Origin of the sequence: Streptomyces sp. NPDC056948, from assembly GCF_042674225.1 — a bacterium.
Taxonomy (GTDB): Bacteria; Actinomycetota; Actinomycetes; order Streptomycetales; family Streptomycetaceae; genus Streptomyces; species Streptomyces purpurascens.
In genome coordinates this window covers 1-22,594 of the sequence record NZ_JBHUQX010000007.1, presented here as the reverse complement: position 1 = coordinate 22,594, position 22,594 = coordinate 1, and the positions used below count along the sequence as shown (strand labels likewise).

The 22,594-nt window shown below is 72.9% G+C and carries 17 protein-coding genes; 9 read left to right on the top strand and 8 right to left on the bottom strand.

What is annotated here, in order from left to right; all coding sequences use genetic code 11:
* Positions 1-29: 29 nt before the first annotated feature.
* Together ACFTZL_RS01945 and ACFTZL_RS01940 are read right to left on the bottom strand one after the other, a co-directional pair.
* Positions 30-791, bottom strand: coding sequence for a GntR family transcriptional regulator (locus tag ACFTZL_RS01945; RefSeq protein ID WP_382577036.1), 762 nt, complete (start codon positions 789-791; stop codon positions 30-32).
* A gap of 169 nt (positions 792-960) precedes the next feature.
* Complete coding sequence (locus ACFTZL_RS01940) at positions 961-1,845, bottom strand: RNA polymerase sigma-70 factor (protein ID WP_382577033.1); 885 nt, start codon at positions 1,843-1,845, stop codon at positions 961-963.
* A gap of 110 nt (positions 1,846-1,955) precedes the next feature.
* Between ACFTZL_RS01940 and ACFTZL_RS01935 the strand changes: the two genes are divergently transcribed.
* The 5 genes from ACFTZL_RS01935 to ACFTZL_RS01915 all read left to right on the top strand — a co-directional run bounded on the left by ACFTZL_RS01935 (position 1,956) and on the right by ACFTZL_RS01915 (position 8,129).
* Positions 1,956-2,609, top strand: coding sequence for an NADPH-dependent F420 reductase (locus ACFTZL_RS01935; protein ID WP_382577032.1), 654 nt, complete (start codon positions 1,956-1,958; stop codon positions 2,607-2,609).
* 107 nt (positions 2,610-2,716) lie between these two features.
* Positions 2,717-3,547 carry an alpha/beta fold hydrolase gene (locus tag ACFTZL_RS01930; protein WP_382577031.1) on the top strand — a complete coding sequence of 277 codons (831 nt, stop codon included), beginning with the start codon at positions 2,717-2,719 and terminating at the stop codon, positions 3,545-3,547.
* Between the two features lie 44 nt (positions 3,548-3,591).
* Positions 3,592-5,031, top strand: coding sequence for a PLP-dependent aminotransferase family protein (locus tag ACFTZL_RS01925; RefSeq protein ID WP_382577029.1), 1,440 nt, complete (start codon positions 3,592-3,594; stop codon positions 5,029-5,031).
* A gap of 138 nt (positions 5,032-5,169) precedes the next feature.
* Entirely contained in the window at positions 5,170-6,744 is a 1,575-nt protein-coding gene (locus ACFTZL_RS01920) for an alkaline phosphatase D family protein (RefSeq protein WP_382577026.1), read from the top strand.
* A 140-nt stretch (positions 6,745-6,884) separates the two neighbouring features.
* Positions 6,885-8,129, top strand: coding sequence for a GNAT family N-acetyltransferase (locus ACFTZL_RS01915; protein ID WP_382577024.1), 1,245 nt, complete (start codon positions 6,885-6,887; stop codon positions 8,127-8,129).
* Here the strand turns inward: ACFTZL_RS01915 and ACFTZL_RS01910 are convergent.
* Positions 8,036-9,346: a trans-sulfuration enzyme family protein gene (locus ACFTZL_RS01910; protein ID WP_382577105.1), complete on the bottom strand. Its 1,311-nt coding sequence runs from the start codon at positions 9,344-9,346 to the stop codon at positions 8,036-8,038. The two genes, ACFTZL_RS01915 and ACFTZL_RS01910, sit on opposite strands and share 94 nt — an antisense overlap.
* A 96-nt stretch (positions 9,347-9,442) precedes the next feature.
* Between ACFTZL_RS01910 and ACFTZL_RS01905 the strand changes: the two genes are divergently transcribed.
* Positions 9,443-9,934: an Lrp/AsnC family transcriptional regulator gene (locus ACFTZL_RS01905; RefSeq protein WP_382577021.1), complete on the top strand. Its 492-nt coding sequence runs from the start codon at positions 9,443-9,445 to the stop codon at positions 9,932-9,934.
* Positions 9,935-9,965: 31 nt separating this feature from the next.
* Positions 9,966-11,657: a DUF885 domain-containing protein gene (locus ACFTZL_RS01900; RefSeq protein ID WP_382577018.1), complete on the top strand. Its 1,692-nt coding sequence runs from the start codon at positions 9,966-9,968 to the stop codon at positions 11,655-11,657.
* A gap of 6 nt (positions 11,658-11,663) precedes the next feature.
* On the opposite strand, the gene ACFTZL_RS01895 is transcribed toward ACFTZL_RS01900, so the two are convergent.
* The 5 genes from ACFTZL_RS01895 to asnB form a co-directional block, all read right to left on the bottom strand.
* A complete protein-coding gene (locus ACFTZL_RS01895) occupies positions 11,664-12,497 on the bottom strand; it encodes an SDR family oxidoreductase (RefSeq protein ID WP_382577015.1) in 834 nt (277 codons plus the stop codon).
* A gap of 123 nt (positions 12,498-12,620) precedes the next feature.
* Positions 12,621-13,139 carry an immunity 21 family protein gene (locus ACFTZL_RS01890; protein ID WP_382577012.1) on the bottom strand — a complete coding sequence of 173 codons (519 nt, stop codon included), beginning with the start codon at positions 13,137-13,139 and terminating at the stop codon, positions 12,621-12,623.
* Positions 13,140-13,194: 55 nt separating this feature from the next.
* Positions 13,195-16,200 (bottom strand): AAA family ATPase, encoded by a 3,006-nt coding sequence (locus ACFTZL_RS01885; RefSeq protein WP_382577009.1) that lies wholly within the window; start codon positions 16,198-16,200, stop codon positions 13,195-13,197.
* Positions 16,197-17,360, bottom strand: a complete 1,164-nt coding sequence (locus ACFTZL_RS01880) for an exonuclease SbcCD subunit D (protein WP_382577007.1) — start codon at positions 17,358-17,360, stop codon at positions 16,197-16,199. The genes ACFTZL_RS01885 and ACFTZL_RS01880 overlap by 4 nt, the downstream gene beginning before the upstream one ends.
* A gap of 182 nt (positions 17,361-17,542) precedes the next feature.
* A complete protein-coding gene (gene asnB, locus ACFTZL_RS01875) occupies positions 17,543-19,396 on the bottom strand; it encodes an asparagine synthase (glutamine-hydrolyzing) (protein ID WP_382577004.1) in 1,854 nt (617 codons plus the stop codon).
* Between the two features lie 660 nt (positions 19,397-20,056).
* Here asnB and ACFTZL_RS01870 point away from each other — a divergent pair.
* Entirely contained in the window at positions 20,057-21,187 is a 1,131-nt protein-coding gene (locus ACFTZL_RS01870; RefSeq protein ID WP_382577002.1) for a phenylacetate--CoA ligase family protein, read from the top strand.
* The coding region (locus ACFTZL_RS01865) for a prenyltransferase/squalene oxidase repeat-containing protein (RefSeq protein WP_382576999.1) at positions 21,184-22,594 on the top strand (1,411 nt) is incomplete at its 3' end. The genes ACFTZL_RS01870 and ACFTZL_RS01865, both read left to right, overlap by 4 nt.

Here is a 22,594-nt window from a genome sequence, read left to right as displayed (position 1 = left end):
GGCGCGACCAGCCACGACGCACCCGCAGGTCAAGACGCCCGCTGCTGAGGCCCGTCATGAATCTCCACCCCACCCGAGTCACCGAAGGTCAACCGGCACGTGTCAGCGCGATACGTCGCAACCGACAGCGCGGCCGTACGTCCCTCGGACACGAAACGAGTCGTGACCACCAGAACGGGCGCACCAGGAAGCCGATCCAGCTCCTTCGCGTCGTCGGCGCCGGCGGAGCCGAGCTCCACCGCGTTCTCCTGCCGCCCCAGCTCCAGCCGCTGCAGCTCCCGCAGCACCGCACGCGCGCGTGCCGCTCCGGACGGCGCGTCTATGCCGGAGAGCTCGGGCACCGAGGACTGCGGAATGTGGAGAAGCTCGGCGGCCACGGGCCGGCCGTGCGAGACACGGGAGCGCCGCACGATGTGCACGGGCTCGTCGCGGCCGGTCTCCAGCGCGTCGGCGACGGCCGCGGGCGGCACCGCCGTCACGCAGTCGACGGGCTGCCATGCGTCCTCGGAGCCGCCGGGCCAGGTGTGCGGGCCGGTACCGAGGGAGACGCCCACGCGCGGCGGGGCGACGGTCGTGCCGACACCGCGGCGGCGCTGCAGCCTGCCTTCCAGTTCGAGCTGCTCCAGCGCCTGGCGGAGCGTGGCGCGGGCGACGCCGAAGCGGGCCGCGAGGTCGCGCTCGTTCGGCAGGATCTCCCCCACCGAGAACTCCGAGTCGAGCGCTTCACTGAGCACGGTCTTGAGATGCCAGTACTTCGGTTCCGGCACCGATTCCAGCTGCGTGGTCCCCACCCTGTCCTCCGCAATCGCCGTGGTCGGCGGCGTTTTAGCGCCCTTGTTTTTTAAAGGTTGTTTCACTTCTCTGCGACCATAGGGCGGCCCTGATCCTTGGTCAAGACCAATGGCCGGGAACGTTCACGGGGCGTTCACGCGAGGCCAGCGGGGCCACCGGGGGGGACCGCTACCCGGCGGCCAGCGACCGGAGCTTGTCGGGGTTCCGGACGATGTAGACGGCTTGGACCCGCCCGTCGGCGACGTCGAGCTGGAAGACGGAGTCGGGCTTGTCGCCGGACAGGACCAGCATGGCCGGGCCGCCGTTGAGCTCCAGGAAACGCACGGAGAAGTCCGGGACACCCTTCTGTGCGGCGCCGACGAGGAAGCGGCCCACCTTGTCCGCCGTCCGGAGGACCCGCAGCGGCGCCCGCGCCTTGCCGCCGCTGTCGCCGACGAGACGGACGTCCGGGGCGAGCAGCGCCATCAGCCCTTCGAGATCGCCGTCCGCCGCGGCGGCGAGGAACCGTTCGGTGAGGTCGCGGCGCTGGGCGGGGTCGACCTCGTAGCGCGGCCGCCGCTCCTCGACGTGCTTGCGGGCGCGTCCGGCCAGTTGGCGTACCGCCGGTTCGCCGCGGTCGAGCATGGCGGCGATGTCGGCGTACGGGAAGCCGAAGGCCTCGCGCAGCACGAACACGGCCCGCTCCAGCGGTGACAGCGACTCCAGCACGACGAGGACGGCGAGGGAGACGGAGTCGGCGAGGACGGCCCGTTCGGCGGTGTCCGGCACGGTGTCGCCGAAGTCGGTGACGTACGGCTCGGGCAGCCACGGGCCCACGTAGGTCTCCCCGCGGGACTTGATCTGGCGCAGCCGGTCGATGGCAAGGCGGGTCGTGATCCGTACGAGGTAGCCGCGCGGTTCGCGCACATCACCGCGGTCGCCGCCCGTCCAGCGCAGCCAGGCCTCCTGGACCACGTCCTCCGCGTCGGCCACGCGGCCCAGCATGCGGTAGGCGACGCCCAGCAGGACGGGGCGGTGCGCTTCGAAGACGTCGGTCGCGGTCTCGGTGGTCACGGCTCCATCCCAGCCCACGGGTGCGGCCCTGTCCAGGCGGAATCGCTCGTTCCCGGACAGAATGGCCGACAGGACGCCGGTGATCGCCGGCAGGGTTCCCGGAGGTGGCGATGCGGTACGCGGTTCTGGGCACGGGCGACGTCGGGCGCACCCTCGGCGGCCGGCTGGTGGAGCTGGGGCACGAGGTGCGGCTCGGTTCGCGTACGAGGGAGAACCCGGCCGCCCTGGAGTGGGCCGCCGCCGCGGGTGCCGGGGCGGACGCGGGGACGTTCGCGGAGGCGGCGGCGTTCGGTGAGGTGGTGGTGAGCGCGGTGGGCGGGCGGGTGGCCCTCGCCGCGCTGGAGGCGGCGGGGGCGGAGAACCTCGGCGGGAAGGTCCTCGTGGACGTCTCCAACCCGCTGGCGTTCGAGGAGGGCGAGCTGCGGCTGTCCCCCGTCGAGTCGGACAGCGTGGGCGAGCAGATCCAGCGGGCCTTTCCGCACGCGCGCGTGGTGAAGACGCTCAACACCGTCAACTGCCGGGTGATGGTGGAACCGGGGCTGGTTCCGGGCGAACACAACGTCTTCGTCTGCGGGGACGACGCGAGCGCCAAGGAGCAGGTGACGGCCCTGCTCGGGGAGTTCGGCTGGCCGCGGGAGCGGGTGCTCGACCTCGGTGGCATCCGGGCGGCCCGCGCCGTGGAGATGTGGCTTCCGCTGTGGGTCGGCCTGATGCAGAAGTTCGGGCACGCGGACTTCAACCTGGAGCTACGCCGGGCCCGGTGAGCGGTCCGGGGCCGTGAAGGTGGCGGCGACTCGGGGCTACCCGCCGGTAGCAATTGCTGACAAGCTGTCTACAGCGTCCGTCAGCGAGTACAGCCGAGGAGCACCCCATGTCCGCCACCGTCTCCTTCAAAGTCGCCTCCGCGCACGGCGAGCAGAACGTCACCCTGTCCTACACGCGCCGGGGCAGCGGCGACCCGTTGCTCCTGCTGCACGGCATCGGCCACCACCGGCAGGTCTGGGACCCGGTGATCCCCGCGCTGGCGGCCGAGCGCGATGTGATCGCCGTGGACCTGCCCGGGTGCGGGGAGTCGCCGGCGCTGCCTGACGGCATGGCGCACGACCTGTCGACGATGAACACCGTCCTCGTGGCGCTGTGCGAGGCGCTGGAGATCGAACGGCCGCACGTGGCGGGCAACTCGCTGGGCGGCCTGCTGGCCCTGGACCTGGCCCGGGCGCGACTCGTCCGCTCCGTCACCGCGCTGTCCCCCGCCGGGTTCTGGAACGAGACCGAGCGCCGCTACGCCTTCGCGGTGCTGATGACGATGCGGCAGATCGCCCGGCGGATGCCGCTGCCCCTGGTCGAACGGCTGGCCCGCCCGGCGATCGGCCGGACGCTGCTGACGAGCACCATCTACGCCCGCCCGGGCCGCCGTTCGCCCGAGGCCGTGATCGCCGAGACGCTGGCCCTGGCCCGGGCCCAGGGCTTCTCCGAGACGCTCCGCTCCGGCAGGACCGTGCAGTTCAGCGACGACATCGTGGGCACCCCGGTCACCGTGGCCTGGGGCAGCCGGGACCGGCTCCTCATCCCCCGCCAGGGCGTGCGGGCCAAGGGCGTCATCCCCGGTGCCCGGCTGGTACGGCTGCCGGGCTGCGGTCACGTCCCGATGAACGACGACCCGGCGCTGGTCGCCAGGGTCGTCCTCGACGGCAGCCGCTGACCGTACCGGGGCTTGCGCGCGGCGAGCCTCTAAGGTCTCCCTTCATGAAGCCACCGCAGAGCGCCCCGGGCACCGGTGCCGCGTCCGCCGCCTGGGAGCTGCTGCTCCCCGCCGCCGCGGCACCGGCACGCACGCGTGGCCGGTCCCTCCAGGCGGCACTGCGCGAGGCGGTCCGCTCGGGCCGGCTCGCGCCGGGCACGCGGTTGCCGTCCAGCCGGGATCTCGCGGCGGACCTGGGGGTGTCGCGGGGGCTGGTCACGGAGGCGTACGAGCAGCTCACGGCCGAGGGCTATCTGCGCAGCGGCCGGGGCGCCGGCACCTGGGTGGGCGCGGCCGCACGGGCCGCACGGCCGCGGGCGCACGACCTCGCACCGGGCTCCCCCGGTGCCCGCGCGGACTTCGTGCCCGGCACGCCCGACCTGTCGCTGTTCCCGCGCTCGGCGTGGGCCGCCGCGCAGCGCGATGTGCTGGCGGAACTGCCGCACCAGGACCTGGGGTACCCCGATCCGCGCGGGCTGCCCCGGCTGCGCACCGCGCTGGCCGGACTGCTCGCCCGGCGGCGGGGCGTGGTGGCCGACCCGGAGCGGATCGTGGTGGTCTCCGGGGTCGCCCAGGCGACGACCCTGCTCGGTTTCGCGCTGCACGCGCGCGGGGTGCGTACCGTCGGGGTGGAGGACCCCGGAAGTCCCCAGCACGACGCGCTGTACGCCTCGGCCGGGGTCACCGCCGTGCCGCTGCCCGTGGACGGCGAGGGGATCGCCCTGGAGCCGCTGCGGGCGTCGGGCGTACGGGCCGTGGTGACGACTCCGGCTCACCAGTTCCCCACCGGCATCGCCTACTCGGCCGACCGCCGCGCCAGGCTGCTGGACTGGGCACGTGAGGTGGACGGCATCGTCCTGGAGGACGACTACGACGGCGACTTCCGCTACGACCGCGCCCCCGTCGGCGCGCTCCAGGGCCTCGACCCGGACCATGTGGCCTACACGGGCTCCGTCAGCAAGTCCCTCGCGCCGGGGCTGCGGCTGGGCTGGCTGCTGGTGCCCGAGTCCTGGGCGGAGGAGATCGTCGAACGCAAGCGCACCATGGACCTCGGCCATCCGGCCCTCGACCAGGCCCTGTTCGCCCGGTTCCTGGAACGCGGCGACTACGACCGCCAGCTCCGCCGCTGCCAGCGCGCCTACCGCGAGCGGCGTGACGCGCTGGTCGCCGCCCTGGACGAGCACTTCCCCGGCTCGGAGGTGTCCGGGATCGCCGCGGGCCTGCATGTGATCGCCACGCTGCCGGAGCGGTACGGCCCCGAGGAGCGGTTCCTCGCGCGCGTGGCCGAGGCCGGGGTGGCGGTACGCCCGCTGTCGTCCTGCACCCACCCGCGGACCGAGAGCGCCGAGACGAAGAAGGTGCGGCTCGTCCTGGGATACGCCCATGTGCCGCCTGCCCGGATCGCCGAGGGCGTACGGCTGATGGCGGAGGCGGCCACCGGGTGACTCCGCCGGGCTCGCCCGTGCGTGCCGGTTCCCCCGCCCCTGGGGTCAGTTGTTCACTTGGGGTTCGTGTGTGCGCTGCGGCGTGCCAGTAGTTGTGGCTCTGCACACTGGCCGGATCCCGTCCCTGGAGGCGTATCCATGTCACACCGTCCGTTCCCCGGGCGCCGTAGCGTCCTGCGGGGCTCCCTCGCCGCGTCGGCGGCCCTGTCCCTGCCCACCGCTCTCGGAGCGGCTCCGGCCTTCGCCCGGTCCGGGCGTCCGAAGGCGGGGTGGGGTGTGCAGGCGGGAGACGTGACCTGCGACTCCGGGCTGGTGTGGGTGCGGTCCGACCGGCCCGCCCGGATGATCGTCGAGACATCGGCGACCGAGTCGTTCCGCAACCCGCGCAGATGGCACGGCCCGCTGCTGGGCCCGGGCACGGACTTCACCGGCACGACCCCGCTGCGCGGACTGCCGTCCGGCGAGCAGATCCACTACCGCGTGCTGCTCGCCGACCCGGACGACCCGCGCCGCACCGGCGAGCCGGTCACCGGCAGCTTCCGCACCGCGTCCGCCAAACGCCGCGACGGGGTGCGGTTCGTCTGGTCCGGCGACCTGGCCGGACAGGGCTGGGGCATCAACCCGGACCTCGGCGGCTACCGGATCTACGAGGCGATGGGCGCCCTGGACCCGGACTTCTTCCTCTGCAGCGGCGACAACATCTACGCCGACGGCCCGCTCACCGAGACCGTGGCCCTGCCCGACGGGCGGACCTGGCGGAACATCACCACAAAGGAGAAGGCGAAGGTCGCCGAGACCCTGGCGGAGTTCCGCGGCAACTTCCGCTACAACCTCCTGGACGAGAACCTGCGCGCCTTCAACGCCCGGGTCCCGTCCATCATCCAGTGGGACGACCACGAGGTCACCAACAACTGGTACCCGGGCGAGATCCTCGGCGACACCCGGTACACCGAGAAGAACGTGGACGTGCTCGCCTCCCGTGCCCGCCAGGCGTTCTCGGAGTACTTCCCGATCTCGACGCTGCGCCGCCCGAGCGGCCGGGTCCACCGCGTGCAGCACCACGGCCCGCTGCTGGACGTCTTCGTCCTGGACATGCGCACCTACCGCAACGCCAACTCGACGGACGACCAGCCCACCGACGCGCAGGGCATCCTCGGCCGCGAACAGCTGGAGTGGCTCAAGCGCGAACTGTCCCGTTCCCGGGCGGTGTGGAAGGTGATCGCCTCCGACATGCCGATCGGCCTGGTCGTCCCGGACACCGGCGACGGCAAGCCGAACATCGAGGCCGTCGCGCAGGGCGACCCCGGCAAGCCGCTGGGCCGCGAACTGCAGATCGCCGAACTGCTGCGGTTCATCAAGCACCAACGGATCACGGGCACCGTGTGGCTGACGGCCGACGTGCACTACACCTCGGCGCAGCACTACCAGCCGTCGAAGGCCGCCTTCACCGACTTCGAGCCCTTCTGGGAGTTCGTGTCGGGCCCGCTCAACGCCGGTGCCTTCCCCGCGAACACGCTCGACGGCACCTTCGGCCCGGACCGCGTGTTCCTCAAGGCGCCGACGACCGCCAACGTCTCGCCCGCCGACGGCTACCAGTTCTTCGGCGAGGTCGACATCGACGGCGCCAGCGGCGAGCTGACGGTCCGTCTGCGTGAGCAGGACGGCACCGTGCTGTTCACCCAGGTGCTCCAGCCCGGCCGGGTCGGCCAGTAGGCGCCCATGGGTCCGGTAAGTACGGAGCGCAACGTTTGAAGCGTCGACAAAGGGGGCAGACTGCCCCCTTTACCCGCCAGTCACAAAGAGTTCGCGATCACGCAACACCGTTCCGTCACAGTGGGTGCATGACGCGAAAAATGACTGAAGCGACGCACGTGAAGAACAACTGCCGCCCCGCCACCCCGATGCGGCGGTTCACCACGGCGTTCCGGGCCTGGCGGACACGACGCCACGAGAACGCGCCGCCGCCGGACCATACCGAGTCCCCGGCACCGGAGCCGGTGCCGGGGGCGAGCACGCTGTGGCGGATGCGGACCACGGTGCAGGACGAGCCGGGGTCACTGGCGGCGCTGTGCACGGCCCTCGCCGGGCAGCGCGTCGACATTCTGAGCCTGCAGACGCATCCGCTGGCCGACGGCACGGTGGACGAGTTCCTGCTTCGGGCCCCGGGTGAGCTGCCGGGGTCCGGGATCGCCACGGCCGTCCGGACGGCCGGCGGCACCGACACCTGGATCGAGCGGGCCGACGCCCACGACCTGGTGGACGCACCGACCCGGGTCCTGGGACTCGCCGCCCGCACCGCCCTGGACGCCGCGGAACTGCCGCTGGCTCTGCGCCAGTTGCTGGGCCGCTGCACGATCCGCTCCCAGCCCGCGCCGGCCGGCGGCGACCGGGCGCCCGGCGGGGTACCGGTGGAGGGCGCCCTCGACGGCACCGTGCTGCGCCTGCGCGCCCCGGAAGGCGGAGTGATCACCGTGGAGCGGCCGTACCTGCCGTTCACCCCGACCGAGTTCGCCCGGGCCAGGGCCCTGGTGGAACTGGACGCCCGGCTCGGCCCGCGCGTCCCGCACGGCCGGGACGTGCTCACCCTCGCCGAGGGCGCCGACATCACCGTGCGCCGGACCGACACCCGTGATCTGGAGCCGGCCCGGGCGATGCACGAGCGGTGCTCGGACCGCACGCTGAGGCTTCGCTACCACGGGCCGGTCGGCGATGCCGACCGGTATCTGAACCACCTGCTCAGCCCCCGCTTCGGCCGTACGCTCGCCGTGCAGACCGCGTCGGGGCGGGTGGTCGGGCTCGGGCATCTGCTGTGGGACGGGGACGAGACGGAGGTCGCGCTGCTCGTCGAGGACTCCTGGCAGCGGCGGGGTGTCGGAGCGGAGTTGCTGCGCAGGCTGGTGGCGATGGCGGTGGACGCCGGGTGCGCGAGTGTGTATGCGGTGACGCAGGCGTCCAACACGGGCATGGTCGCGGCGATGCGGGGGCTGGGGCTTCCGCTCGACTATCAGGTCGAGGAGGGGACGCTGGTGATCACGGCGCGGCTGGGTGAGCGGGTTGCGTCTGGTGCCGGTGAGTTGGGAAGCGCCTCAGCACCGTAGGGGCCTTGGGGAGTCGGCGGCTGCAGGCTCGTCGTGGCTTGTCGCGCAGTTCCCCGCGCCCCTAGGAGAGACCTGTCCAGGTCCGCCCAGAGGTCCTCGACGTCCTCCAACCCCACCGACATCCTCAGCAAGCTGTCGCTCACCCCGGCGTCGCGTCGGTCTTCCGCGTCCACGATGCGGTGGCTGATGGACGCCGGGTGCTGGATGAGGGTGTCGACGCTGCCGAGGCTGACGGCGGGGGTGATGAGGCGGACGCCGGCGATGACCTCGTGCGGATCGCCGTGCACCTCGAAGGAGACCATCGCGCCGCCGATGCGCGGGTAGTGCACGCGGACCACTCGCGGGTCGGCGGCCAGTCGGCGGGCGAGTTCGGCGGCGTTGGCGGAGGCGGCCCGGACCCGTACCGGGAGGGTGGACAGTCCGCGCAGCAGCAGGTAGCCGGCCAGCGGGTGCAGCACACCGCCCGTGGCGAACCGCACCTGGCGCAGCCTGCCCGCGAACTCCTCGTCGCAGGCGATCACGCCCGCCAGCACGTCCCCGTGTCCGCCGAGGTACTTGGTGGCGCTGTGCAGCACCAGCCGCGCACCCTGCTCGGCGGGGCGCTGGAGGACCGGTGTGGCGAAGGTGTTGTCCACGAGCAGCGGCACCGAACCGCAGGCGTGTGCGACGGCCCGCAGGTCGACCTCGGCGAGCGTGGGGTTGGCCGGGGACTCCACCAGGACCAGCCCGGTGTCCGGGCGCAGCGCGTCGGCGATTCCGGCCGGGTCGGTCCAGGTCACCTCCGAGCCCAGCAGCCCGGCGCTCAGCAGATGGTCGCTGCATCCGTAGAGGGGACGTACGGCCACCACGTGCCGCAGCCCCATCGAGGCGCGTACGAGCAGGACGGCGCTCAGCGCGGCCATGCCGCTGGCGAACGCGACCGCCGCCTCGGTGCCCTCCAGGCGGGCCAGCGCGGTCTCGAAGCGGGCGACGGTCGGATTGCCCAGCCGTCCGTAGACGGGCGGGCCGTCCGGCTCCGAGCCCGTGGCGGCGAACGCGTCGATCCGGGCCGCCTCACCACGGCTGTCGTACGACGGGTAGGTGGTGGACAGGTCGATCGGCGGGGCGTGCAGCCCCTGCCGGGCGAGGTCGTCGCGCCCCGCGTGCACGGCCTCGGTGGCGAGTGCCCTCGGGGCGGTGCGTATGTCGTCGCGGGCGCCCCGGCTCACTGTGCTCATGTCCATGTCCATGTGCGCGTCCATGTGCGTGTCCATGGAGGGAAGGGTGAACAGCGACCGGTTCTGTGCGGGAGAACGTCGTGTTACGTTCGGCCGATGGCCGAATCTGTCGTACTGGACCCGGTGGATCTCCACCTTCTGCGGCTGTTGCAGAACGACGCCCGGGCGACGTACCGGGATCTCGCCACGCAGGTCGGCGTGGCGCCGTCGACGTGTCTGGACCGGGTGACCCGGCTGCGCCGCTCGGGCGTGATCCTCGGACACCGGCTGGAGCTCGATCCGGCCAAGCTGGGGCGAGGCCTGGAGGCTCTGCTGTCGGTGCAGGTCAGGCCGCACCGGCGGGAGCTGGTGGGGCCGTTCGTGGAGCGGATCCGCGCCCTGCCGGAGTCGCGGACCGTGTTCCATCTGACCGGCCCGGACGACTACCTCGTCCATGTCGCGGTCGCCGACATGGCCGACCTGCAGCGGCTCGTGCTGGACGAGTTCACCTCGCGGCGGGAGGTGGCACGCGTGGAGACCCGGCTGATCTTCCAGCAGTGGGAGTGCGGACCCCTGCTGCCGCCTTCGCCCTCGGCTCAATCCGGGTGACGTGCGCTTCCCGCCGTACGAGGATGGCCGCATGTCTGAGATCAAGAGCCCGCTGCCCCGTGAGGTCGCCGACGCCTACGTCGACGAGCTCGTCGCCCTCGACCCGATCACCGGCACGTTCCTCGGCGTGCAGGAGAGTTCGAGCAGGCTGCCCGACACCTCGCCCGCGGGCCAGGAGGCCTCCGCGGAGCTGGCGCGCCGGACACTGGCCCGGCTGGACGAGGCCGAGCGGCTGCCCGGCGCGGACAGTGAGATCGAACGCCGCTGCGGGCGGCTGCTGCGCGAGCGGCTCAACGCCGAACTCGCCGTGCACGACGCCGAGGAGGGCCTGCGGTCCGTCAGCAACCTGAGCTCCATCGCCCATGCGGTGCGGCAGGTGTTCACGGTGACACCGGCGCAGACGGAGGAGGACTGGACGGCGATCGCGGAGCGGCTGCGCGCGGTCCCGGCCGCGCTGGAGGGGTACCGGGAGTCCCTGGCGCTCGGCCTGGAGCGGAAGCTGTACGGCGGGCCCCGCGCCACGGAGACGTTCGTGGAGCAGCTCGGCGAGTGGGCCGACGCGGACGGCGCGGGCCACGGCTGGTTCGAGCAGTTCGCGGCCGCGGGCCCGGAGTCCCTGCGGTCCGAGCTGGACACCGCCGCCCGTTCGGCGACCGAGGCCGTCCTGCGGCTGCGCGACTGGATGCGGGACGTGTACGCACCTGCGATCGAGGGCGCCCCGGACGTGGTGGGCCGGGAGCGGTACGCGCGCTGGGTGCGCTACTTCAACGGCACGGACCTCGACCTGGACGAGGCCTACGCCTACGGCTGGTCCGAGTACCACCGCCTCCTCGGCGAGATGAGGACCGAGGCCGAGAAGATCCTGCCGGGCGCGGCCACGCCGTGGGTGGCGCTGGCGCACCTGGACGAGAACGGCACGCACATCGAGGGCGTCGACGAGGTCCGCGACTGGCTTCAGTCCCTGATGGACGAGGCGATGGGCGCGCTCGACGGCACGCACTTCGACCTGGCCGAGCGGGTGCGCCGGGTGGAGTCGCGCATCGCCCCTCCGGGCAGCGCCGCGGCCCCGTACTACACGCCGCCGTCGGACGACTTCTCGCGGCCGGGCTGCACCTGGCTGCCGACCATGGGCGAGACGCGCTTCCCCCTCTACGACCTGGTGTCGACCTGGTACCACGAGGGCGTCCCCGGTCACCACCTCCAGCTTGCCCAGTGGAAGCACGTGGCGCAGGACCTCTCCCGCTACCAGGCGAGCGTCGGCATGGTGAGCGCCAACGCCGAGGGCTGGGCGCTGTACGCGGAGCGGCTGATGGACGAACTGGGCTTCCTGACGGACCCGGAGCGCCGGCTGGGCTACCTGGACGCGCAGATGATGCGGGCCGTGCGCGTCATCATCGACATCGGCATGCACCTGGAGCTGACCATCCCGGAGAACTCCCCCTTCCACCCCGGGGAGCGCTGGACGCCCGCGCTGGCGCAGGAGTTCTTCGGCTCGCACAGCAGCCGTCCCGCGGACTTCGTGGAGAGCGAGCTGACGCGCTATCTGTCCATGCCCGGCCAGGCCATCGGCTACAAGCTCGGCGAGCGGGCCTGGCTGCTGGGCCGCGAGAACGCCCGCGCCCGGCACGGCGACGCCTTCGACCCGAAGGCGTGGCACATGGCGGCCCTCTCGCAGGGCTCGCTGGGCCTGGACGACCTGGTGGACGAACTGTCGCAGCTCTAGGCGCCGCTAGCGGCGGAAGCCGCCCTCGGAGTCGATGACCTGCCCGGTGACCCATTCCGCCTCGTCCGTGGCCAACCACGCGATGAGGCGGGCCGGGTCGTCGGGCATGCCCCACCGTCCGGCGGGGAAGCGCGCTTCGACCGCCTCGTACGCCTCACCGGTCAGGTAATCGGTGTCGACGGGACCGGGATTGACGGTGTTCACCGTGATCGCGTGCTCGGCGAGTGTCGTCGCCAGAGAGCGGGTGATCGAGGCGAGGGCGCCCTTCTGGAGGGCGTAGGCGATCTCGCCCGGCATACCGCTCGCGATGTCCTGGCCTGACGTCATCATCACGACGCGGCCTCCGGGGCCCGATGGCCGCAGCCGGGCGTGTGCCTGGACGAGCAGCAGGACCGAGCGGGTGTCGACCGCCCAGTGCCTGTCGAGCATCGTCGTGTCGATCTCGTCCAGAGAGCCGTCGAATCCGCTCTGCGCGTGGTTGGCGACGAGGATGTCGAGCCGCCCGCCGAGCGCGTCGGCGGCCCTGCCGATCAGTTCGGCGGGCACAGCCGGATCGGCCAGATCACCGGGCCCGGCGACGACCCGCGCCTCGGGATCACCGAGTGCGTCGCGCACGGACGCCACCACGTCCTCGGTCCGGTCGGCGCCCCAGGGCATGTCGGCGTCGTGCGGCACATGGTGATGCAGATAGACACTCGCCCCATAGGCGGCGAGCCGCCGGGCCACGGCATGCCCGATCCCACCCCGCCGACTGGCACCGGTCACCAGGGCCGTACGGCCACGCAGGGGCAGGGGGTCACGGCGCAGTTCTTCGGGACTGGGGTGAGGAAGTCGCGGCATACGGATCATCGTGGCCGGGCCATGCAAACGACGCACGCGAATATCGGCCCTCTTGGGGGCGCGGGGAACTGCGCGACCAACCACAGACGGCCCGCACACTCCGAACGGCCTACATCTCCACGGTCATCTGGGCGCGAGAAGCCGCAACTGAACCAATCCCACCCACGTCTCAGGCCCCGGCTGCACCCGAGCCGCCCGAACCGCATACCGCCCCGGCTCCAGAACCACCCGCACACGGTCGCTTCCCGCCGACACGCCTCCAGGCCATGCCGCGTCAAACAGCAGCACCGGCCCCGGCACCTGCCAGCTGACCTCCGGTTCCCACTGCGCCGTCGCGACAGCACCCGGCACACTCGCCAGCAGCTCGTCCTCGGAATGACCCGCACTCCACCGCACGAACACGCCCTGGTCGGGCAGATAGGCCGTCGAGGCGGGCTCGTCGCCCAGCACCAGCGCCGTGCAGTCGCCGACCGGCAGCAGCCCCACGTGCCCGTCCACCTCACACGCCCGGTCGTAGTCGGACGCCGTTTCCTCACCGTCCGCGCCCGCCCAGAACGGCAGAACCGTCTCGGGCACCGCTATCAGCGGTCCGCCGCCCGACTCCACCCACTCCACCGTGCCCGGCTCCGCGTATCGCACCATGGGGCAAGAACCTACAACGCTGACTCGCCGCACCGTGCCGCGGGTTAGGGCCTTCTCACAAACCCCCCTGAATGCCCCGCTGCCGCAGCACCGACCCGGACCGGCCCTTCACGACCTCCAACTGGGCGTGGATCCGCCGTCGCAGGTCGGCCACATGGCTGACGATGCCGACACTGCGGTCACGTTCGCGCAGGGAGTCGAGGACGTCGAGGACCTCGTCGAGGGTCTGGTCGTCGAGGCTGCCGAAGCCCTCGTCGATGAAGAGGGTGTCCAGCCGCACGCCGCCCGCCTCGTCCGTGACGACGTCCGCGAGGCCGAGGGCGAGGGCGAGCGAGGCGAAGAACGTCTCGCCGCCCGACAGCGTCGCCGTGTCCCGCTCGCGGCCGGTCCACGCGTCGACGACATGCAGTCCGAGTCCGCTGCGCCCGCGCCCGGTGCGGTCGTCGGAGTGGACGAGGGTGTAGCGGCCGGACGACATGCGCCGCAGCCGTACGGTCGCGGCGGCGGCGACCTGTTCCAGCCGGGCCGCGAGGACGTACGACTCCAGGCGCATCCGGCGTTCGTTGTCGGCCGAGGTGCCGGCGGCGAGGCCGGCCATGCGGGCGACCCGGTCGTACTCCTCGCGCAGCGGCGCGAGTCGGTGCACGGAGGCGGTCGCCCGGGCGGACAGCCGGTCGAGTTCGGCGCAGCGCCGGGCGGCGGCGTCATGGGCGGAGGCGGCGTCGCGGGTCCGCCGGTCGGCGGCGGAAGCGGCCCGCTCCGCGCTCTCCGGGTCGGCGGGCCGCTGCCGGGCGGCGGCCGCGGTGTCGGCCTCGGCGAGGACGGCCCGTGCGGCGGCCTCCTCGTTCTGCCAGGCGTCCAGCCGCCGTTGCAGCTCGCGGTGGACGGCGTCGTCGAGGAGGGCGTCGGCCGCGGCCTGCGGGGTCTCGAAGCCGGCGCGGAAGGCGGCGTCGGCGAGCCGGGCGTCGGCGTCCTTGAGCCGCTGGGCGGTGTCCTCTGCGGCGCGGGCGGTGTCGGCGGCGTCCGTGAGCAGCGCGGTCCGCCGCTCCAGTTGCGCGGCCCGGGCGGCGACGCTGTCCAGGGTCCCCCTCGCCCGGTCCAGTTCCTCCTCCAGGCCGGCCCGTTCCCGGTCCAGCCGCTCCCGGTGTCCGACCCGGGCGGCGGTCCGCACGGCGGCCTCCTGCCGGGCGGCGACGCGCCGTTCTTGCTCATGCCCGGCCTGCCGCAGGTGTTCCCGCGCGGAGTGCAGTTCGGCGGCGCCACGGCGGGCCTGCTCGTACTGCTCCTCCAACTCCTCGGCCTCTTCGGCGAGTTGCTCGGTGGGTGTGTCACCGGCCTCGGCGGTGGCCGCCGCCAGCGCCTCCCGTACGTCGCCCAGCCGCCGTTCGTCCGCCGTGCGCTGCTCGTCGGCGCGCTGGTAGGCGGCCAGGGCGTGTTCCTCGGCCTCGCGGTCGACGTGCCCGGCGACCTTGCGGGCGGGGGCGGGATGTTCGGTGGCACCGCAGACGGCGCAGGGCTCGCCGTCGGTGAGATGCGCGGCCAGTTCGGCGGCGATGCCGGTCAGGCGCTGTTCCTTGAGGTCGAGCCAGTGCTGCTTGGCCCGCAGTGCCTGCTCTTGCACGTCGCGGACCCGGTCGGCGGCCTGGTCGGTGTCCTTGGCGAGCTGGTCGCGCAGCCGGGCGGCCTTCAGACGCGCCCGCGCGGGCTCACGCCGTACGGCGAGCTGTTCGGCGAGGGAGGCGGCCTGCTGCGCGGAGTCCACCCGGGTCTGGAGACCGGCGCGGGTCTCCTCCCAGCCCTCGAGCCAGTCCTCCGCCTCCCGCAGGACGTCCGCGTCGGCGCGCTCCTGGCGGTCCAGGCCGGTGCGTTCGTCGAGGAGTTCGACCAGCCGGCGCTCGGCGCGGCGGGCCGAGTCCAGCCCGCCCAGTTCCTCGGCGGCCCGGCGTGCGGCCGTCGCGAGTCCGGCCGCGCCCGCGTCGGCGAAGCTCTCGGGCAGCAGGGCTCGCGCGCGTGCCTCGGCGACGGCGGCCCGCCGGTGTTCGGCGTCGGCGGACTCCCGCAGGTCCAGGGCGGGCGCGACCTTCTCGGCCTTGCGGGACCGCTCCATGCGCGCCTGCGCCTCCCGGTAGGCCTCGGCGCCCTCCTCCAGGCGCGCCGCCCGTTCCCGCGCCTCGGCGAACCGCCGCTGGAGCCGGGCGAGTTCGCGTACGTCGTCGAGGGTGCGGCCGGCGGAGGCCTGGGCGGACTCGGCGGCGGTGAGCGTGCAGTCGGCGACGGTGAGCTGTTCCCGGGCGGTGCTGCGGGCGACGGCTGCGGCGCCCAGCACGGCCTCGGCCAGCCCGGGTTCGCCAGGATCCAGGTCCGGCAGCTCCATGGCGTCGCCCGCGGCCTGCTGCATACGGTGGGCGTCGGCCAGCAGTTCGGCGTCGCCGTCCCGCACCCGGGCCTCGGTGGCACGGCGCCGCTCGGCCAGGCGCTTCTCGACGTCGGCGAAGCGACGGGTGTCGAACAGGCGGCCGAGCAGCTTGCCCCGGGCCTCGGCGTCGGCGCGCAGGAACCGGGCGAAGTCGCCCTGCGGCAACAGCACGACCTGGCAGAACTGCTCCCGGCTCATGCCGAGCAGCTGGGTGACCTCCTCGCCGATCTCCTGGTGGGAGCGGCTGAGGTCCTTCCAGGCCTCGGCCGTGGCGTCGTACTCGCGGAGCCAGGTCTGGGCCTTGTCGAGTGTCGTGCCGGTCCCGCGTTTCTTCGGGCGCTCCCAGGGGGGCTGGCGGGTGACCTCCAACCGGCGTCCGGCGACGGTGAGTTCGAGGGCGACCTCGGTACGGGTCGCGGGTGCGGCGTGGTCGCTGCGCAGGGTCGCGCCCTGTCCGCCGCCCTGCCGGGCGCCCGGCACCGAGCCGTACAGGGCGTAGCACACGGCGTCGAGGACGGACGTCTTGCCGGCGCCGGTCGGTCCATGCAGCAGGAACAGCCCGGCCGTCGACAGCTCGTCGAAGTCGACGGTCTGGGTGCCTCCGAAGGGGCCGAAGGCGGTGACCGTCAGCCGGTGCAGCCTCACCGCGCCACCTCCCGGACGGTCTCGTCGGCCCGTACCGCGTCGAACGCGTCCCGCAGCACGCCCTGTTCGTGCCCGTCGGGTCCGGCGCCGCGCACATGGGCGACGAAGTCCTCCGCGATCTGCTGGTCGCTGCGGCCGGCGAGGCGCCGGGCGTACGACACGTCGGGGTCGTCCGCGGTGCGGTCGGGGTCGAAGACGAGGCTGAGCGTGTGCGGGAAGCGCTCGGTGAGCCGGGCCATCGGGTCGGCCGGGCGGACCGGGTCGGTGAGCGTCGCCTCGACCCACGACTCCTCGTGCGGTGCCTGCCCCGGGTCGGCGAGCAGGTCGTCCAGCGTGCCCCGGATCCGGGCCAGGGGGCGTGGCACGGGGCAGTCGACGCGCTCGGCGCCGACCGACCCGTCGGCGTCCAGGTCGACGAGCCACATGCTCTTGCGGTGCCCGGCCTCGGAGAAGGAGTAGGGCAGCGGGGAACCGGAGTAGCGGACGCGCTCGGTGAGGGTCTGGCAGCCGTGCAGATGCCCGAGCGCCACGTAGTCGACGCCGTCGAAGACACCGGCGGGTACGGCGGCGACACCGCCGACGGTGATGTCCCGTTCGCTGTCGCTGGGCTCGCCGCCGGTGACGAAGGCGTGCGCGAGGACGACGGAGCGGGTGCCGGGCGCTCGGGTGGCGAGGTCGGCGCGGACCCGGTCCATGGCGGCGGCGAGCACGGCCTCGTGCCCGGCCTTCTCCACGCCGAACTCGTCCTTCACCAGGGCAGGTTCGAGATACGGCAGCCCGTAGAAGGCGACCTCCCCGTGGGCGTCGGCCAGCACCACCGGGGCACCGGCAGCCGACGGCTCGGTCCGCAGATGGATACCGGCCCGCCCGATCAGGCCCGCGCCGACGCCCAGACGGCGGGCCGAGTCGTGGTTCCCGGAGATCATCACGGTCGGCACGCCGAGGTCGGCGAGCCGGTGCAGGGCGTCGTCGAACAGCTCGACCGCGGCGAGCGGCGGAACCGCCCGGTCGTAGACGTCCCCCGACACGACCACCGCGTCCACGGACCGCTCCCGCACGGTCGCGACGAGCCGGCCGATGAAGTCGGCCTGAGCCCCGAGCATGTTCACCCGGTGGAACGACCGGCCGAGGTGCCAGTCGGACGTGTGCAGCAGTCTCAAGACACCGCTCCGACCCGCATGTCTCCCCCTGCCGCCACTCCGCCACCAGCGCGAACCGGCACGGCTCGCTGTCAGACCCACCACGCTAACGCGTGCGGGCACCTGATCCACCACGAACCTCGGCCTGTCACTGCCTTCGGCGGCGATTCAGCGGACATATCCGCATCTGTGCCGTAGCGCTGTCATTCCGGTGCGATGTCGTACTCGCGCATCCACCTGTCGAGGTACAGGGCGGTCTCCAGCCCGTTGCGGTGCAACTGTGTGTGGAAATGACCCTGAGGGAGGTCGAGCATGCGGCCGAGTTCGCCGGCGTCGACGATGTCGAAGGCGGGAGAGGAGCGGTCGGCGAGCAGCGCCTGGGTCCGGGCCCGCAGGTCCTTCTCGTAGAGCTGGTCGGCGGTGGTCGGGTAGGGGCTCTTCCGCCGTTCCAGCACGGACCTGGGCACGATGTCGCGGGTGGCCCGCTTGAGGAGGCCCTTGGGGTCGCCGTCGGGAGTCTTGAGGTCCCAGGGCGTGTTGTGCACGTACTCGACGAGCCGGTGGTCGCAGAAGGGCACGCGGACCTCCAGACCGGCGGACATGCTGAGCCGGTCCTTGCGGTCGAGCAGCGCGGGCAGCCAGCGGGTGAGGTGCAGGTGGCTGATCTCACGCATGCGGCGTTCCGACGGGGAGTCGCCGGGCAGGTGCTCGACCTCCCCGAGGGCTTCCTGGTAGCGGTCGGCGCGGTACTGCTCGAAGCGGGTGGCCGCCCGGAAGGCCGGGGAGAGCAGCCCGGATGTGATGAGCTGCATACGACTGAGCCAGGGGAACGCCGCCGCCTCGATGACGGCCGGGTCGTGGAACCAGGCGTAGCCGCCGAAGACCTCGTCGGCCGACTCACCGGACAGGGCGACGGTGGAGTGCTCGCGTATCCCCCGGAACAGCAGGTGCAGCGAGGTGTCCACATCGCCGAAGGTGTACGGCAGGTCATGGGCGCGCAGGACCGCGTCGCGGTTGACGTCCCGGGTGAGCTCGTCGGCGGAGAGTTCGATGAGCCGATGGTCGGTGCCGATGTGCCGTGCGGCTTCGAGGGCGTAGGGGGAGTCGCGCTCCGGCCGGAAGTCGCTGGCCTTGAAGTCGGCTTCGCTGCCGGTGAAGTCCACCGCGAAGGAACGCACGGGTGGTTCACCGGCGCGGGCCTGTACCCGGGCGGCCAGCGCGGTGAGCACGGTGGAGTCGAGTCCGCCGGAGAGCAGGGCGCACAGCGGTACGTCGGTGACCATCTGGCGGGACACGGTGTCCTCCAGCAGGGCCCGCACGGTGTCCGCCGCGGTGCCGAGGTCGTCCTCGTGCGGCTGCCGCCCCAGACTCCAGTACCTCTCGGTCCGCAGCCCCTCGCGGTCGTAGACGGCGAAGCAGCCCGGGGGCACTTCCTCGATGTCCCGGTAGGGGGTGACGCCCGGCGACTTCATCAGGCCGAGGAGGTCGGCGAGTCCCTGGCTGTCGAGCCGGGCGCGGAAGCCCGGGTGAGCGAGGACCGCCTTCGGTTCGGAGCCGAACAGCACACCGCCCCCGAGCCGTGCGACGTAGAGGGGCTTGATGCCGAGACGGTCGCGCACCAGGAGCAGGCGCCGGTCTCGCTCGTCCCACAGCGCGAAGGCGAACATGCCGTTGAGGCGCCTGACGAAGTCCTGGCCCCACTGGAGGTAGGCGCGCAGGACGACTTCGGTGTCCGAGCGGGTGCGGAAGGTGTGGCCGAACCCACGGAGCTCCTCGCGGAGTTCGCGGAAGTTGTACACCTCGCCGCTGTAACTGAGCACCACGGCCGGCCTGTCCCCTTCGGGCCGGTCCGGATCGGCGGGCGCCGCCATGGGCTGCCTGCCGCCGTCCGGGTCGATGATCGCCAGCCGGCGATGTCCGAGGACCGCGTGCGCGCCGACGTGGACTCCGGCGGCGTCCGGCCCTCGGCAGGCCATGGTCCGCACCATCCGCTCGACGCCGTCCACCTCCCGTGTGAGGTCGAGTCCTGCGTCGGCCCAGCCTGCGATTCCGCACATGAGAAAGCTCCAACCGGATTCGGATGAGGGTTGCGGGCTGCCGGGTAAAACGGCGTGCGGTATGCGCTCCAACAGGGCGCGAAACCCGCTGTTCGGGTTCGATTAACCGCGGCTTCAAAACGATGCCGGTTTCACATCGGCGCTCGTCGAGACTAGGCCGGAAAACCAACTCGGGCAACGTACCGAGTAGTAGGCCCTTTGCCGCGTCAGCGGGGCCGTCGATTTTCGGTCGGGGATGGCGAGTTGAGCCTCCCTGAGGCGGTTGCACGGCTCACCTTTAGTGCTATACGTTCGCTGTGGGTCGGGCTCCTGGCCCCTGCGCCACGCCCTGAGCTGTGGCTTCCCGACCCTCGCAGGGCGGCCCGTCGAGACCGACGTCACGGGCGCGTACAGCCCTTCCTCCTTCCTGGCTGTGCGCAGGCGACAAGCGATAAATTGAGCGAGGTTCGTGTGATCCTGCACACCGACAAACGCCAGACAATACTTCGTGAGGCACAGGCCGAGATTAGGGAGAATCAAGGCCGCATCCCGGCCGAGTACTTCTACGCAGAAAAGCTCTCCGCAGCTTGGCGACGCGCGCGCGGAACAAGGGCTTACGGCGCAGGTGAGGGCAGCGGCGATATCGGGGAGTTCTCCCCCGACCGTTTCCGGGACCTGCCCGTGACGCCGCGTGAGTCACTCAAGGCGCGGCCCCTGGACTTCGCGGCCGTATCGCCGACCGAGGCCTCGAAGTACTACGAGACCACCGGCACCACGGGCCAGCCCACGCCCACCCCGCGCCGGGCCGAGGACACCATCTGGAACACCGTCTCGGTGGCCGAGGCGTGGCGCCCGCTGCTCGGCTCCGACGAGCGCGTGGTGATCCTGCTGCCGTCCGACATCGTGCCGGTGGCGGATCTGGTCGCCGGGGTCTGCGAGTACCTCGACCACGCGCACATCCGGGCCTATCCGTTCGCCACGGGCATCTCCGGCTGGGACCGGCTGGAGTCGATGTGGCGGACCTACCGCCCCACCACGGTGTTCGTCGCCCCGGGCGTGGCCCTCCAGTTCACCCGGCTGCTGGCGCAGCGCGGGCAACTGGACGAGCTCAACTCCTCGGTCGAGCGGCTGATGCTGCTCGGAGAGGTCAACACCGCGCCCTTCCGCGCCCGGCTGGGCCGGTGGTGGAACGCCGATGTCTACGACGCCAGTTACGGCAGCACGGAGACCGGCACGCTGGCCGCGGCCTGTGCGCACGGCCGCCAGCACCTGCTGCCTGCCGCCACCTACTTCGAGCTGGCCACGCCCGAGGGCGTCGTACCGCTGCACGACCGGGGCGGGCACGAGCGGGGACGGCTCGTCGTCACCCCGCTCAACGCACACGCCAGGCCGCTGCTGCGGCTCGACACCGGCGACGAGGTGTCCGTCGAGGCGGACTGCCCGTGCGGCAGCGCGGCGCCCGGGATCACGGTCCACGGCCGCTCGAGCGACGGCCTGCGCGTGCGCGGCACTCCGCTGTCGGTACGTGCCGTCGAGGAGGTCGTCTACGGCGTCACCGACGCCACGGGCTACCTGCTGGAGGTGGACAGCGAGGGCACCTACGCACGGCTGCTCCTGGAGCGCGGCATCGGCTCCGGGCGGGACGGCGAGCCCGAGGAGTGCCGGCGCGTCCAGGCCAGGTCCGAGGAGCTGCTGGGGCTGCGCTGGGACGGGGTGGTGTTCGTCAACTCCCTGCCCGCCAACACCAAGAGCGGCGCCTCGCAGAAGAGCTGGAAGCGGTCCAACATCCGGGAAGTGGAGGTCGCGCGATGACCGCCACCGTGACGACGACCGCCCCCCGCGCGCCGCAGGGCCGGGGTGTGTCCGGCGGCGAACCCGACCTGTGGTGCACCTATGCCGCCGTGCGGACGCTGGGCTGGCTGGACCGCACGGACACGGTCACCGACCCGGACGGCACGGCCGCCTACCTGACCGGCCGGCGCAACGCCGACGGCGGTTACGCCTGGAGCCGGGGCATGCTCTCCGACGCCTGGGCCACCTTCTACTGCACCCAGGCGCTGCGCGACATGGGCCGCCCGGTGCCCGGCACCGAGGCCACCGCCCGCTGGCTGGAACGCACCTGGTCCGGCGACGCCTACGCCATGCTCCCGGGGCAGGCCCCGGACGTGTGGGCCACCCACTTCTCCGCCCGCACGGCCGTCGAGCTGTGCGGCGGCCCGGTGCCCGACCGCACCCGGCTGCTGGACTGGCTGAGCCGGCTCCAGTGCGACGGGGGCGGACTGAGCTGGTCCCCCGAGGACGCCCGGCGCGGCAAGGCCGACGTACGGGCCTGCTACTACGGGGTGATGGCCTGGCGGGCCGCCACGGACAACGGCGCCTCGGGAGCACCGCCGTGGGACGTGGAGGCGCTGGCCGCCTGGCTGCGCGCCCGCCAGGGCGACGAGGGCGGCTTCCGGTTCGCGCCCGCCGCCGAGGTGCCGTGCCTGTGGGCCACGTACCGGGCCGTGGGCGCGCTCGCGGCACTCGGCCGGGCGCCTCGTGATCCCGACGGCTGCCGGGAGTGGGTCATGCGCCGGCGCGGCCCTTCCGGCGCCTTCGTCCGCTGGGACGGGTACGACGTCGAGGACGTGTGGGCCTCCTTCTGTGCCGTGGGCACGCTCAAGGCCCTCGGCGCGCCGCTCGCCCCCGTCACCGACGCCGTCACCGCCCGCATCGCCGAACTGGGCGTCGCCGGGGGCGGCTACACCTACCGGGAACCCCGGGCCTCGGCGGACGCCCTGACCACGGCCGCCGCCGTGCTCTCGGCCGAGTCCCCGAGCCCGGACGAGGTGCGCTGGCTGGAGGGCTGCCAACTGCCCAACGAGGGCGGCGTGATGTACATGCCGGGCCGGGGCAGTGAGGTGCGCTGCACCCTGTGGGCCCTCGCGGCCGGAGCCTTCGCCGAGGACCGGGCGGCCCGGCACCGGATCGCCGACTGGCTGGCCGGACTCCAGAACGCCGACGGCGGGTTCGGCTACTGGGAGGGGCGCGGATCCGACCTGGTGTCCACGGCCGCCGCGGTGGAGACGGCGGCCCTGCTCGGCGGACCGGACGGGCTCGGCCTCGACCTCGCCGGCGTCCTCGACTTCGTCGACTCCTGCCGCACCGCCGAGGGGGAGCCGTTCGCGCACGGCAACGTGCCGGGCGCCGGCCCGGGCCTGCGCCCGGCCCTCCAGGCCC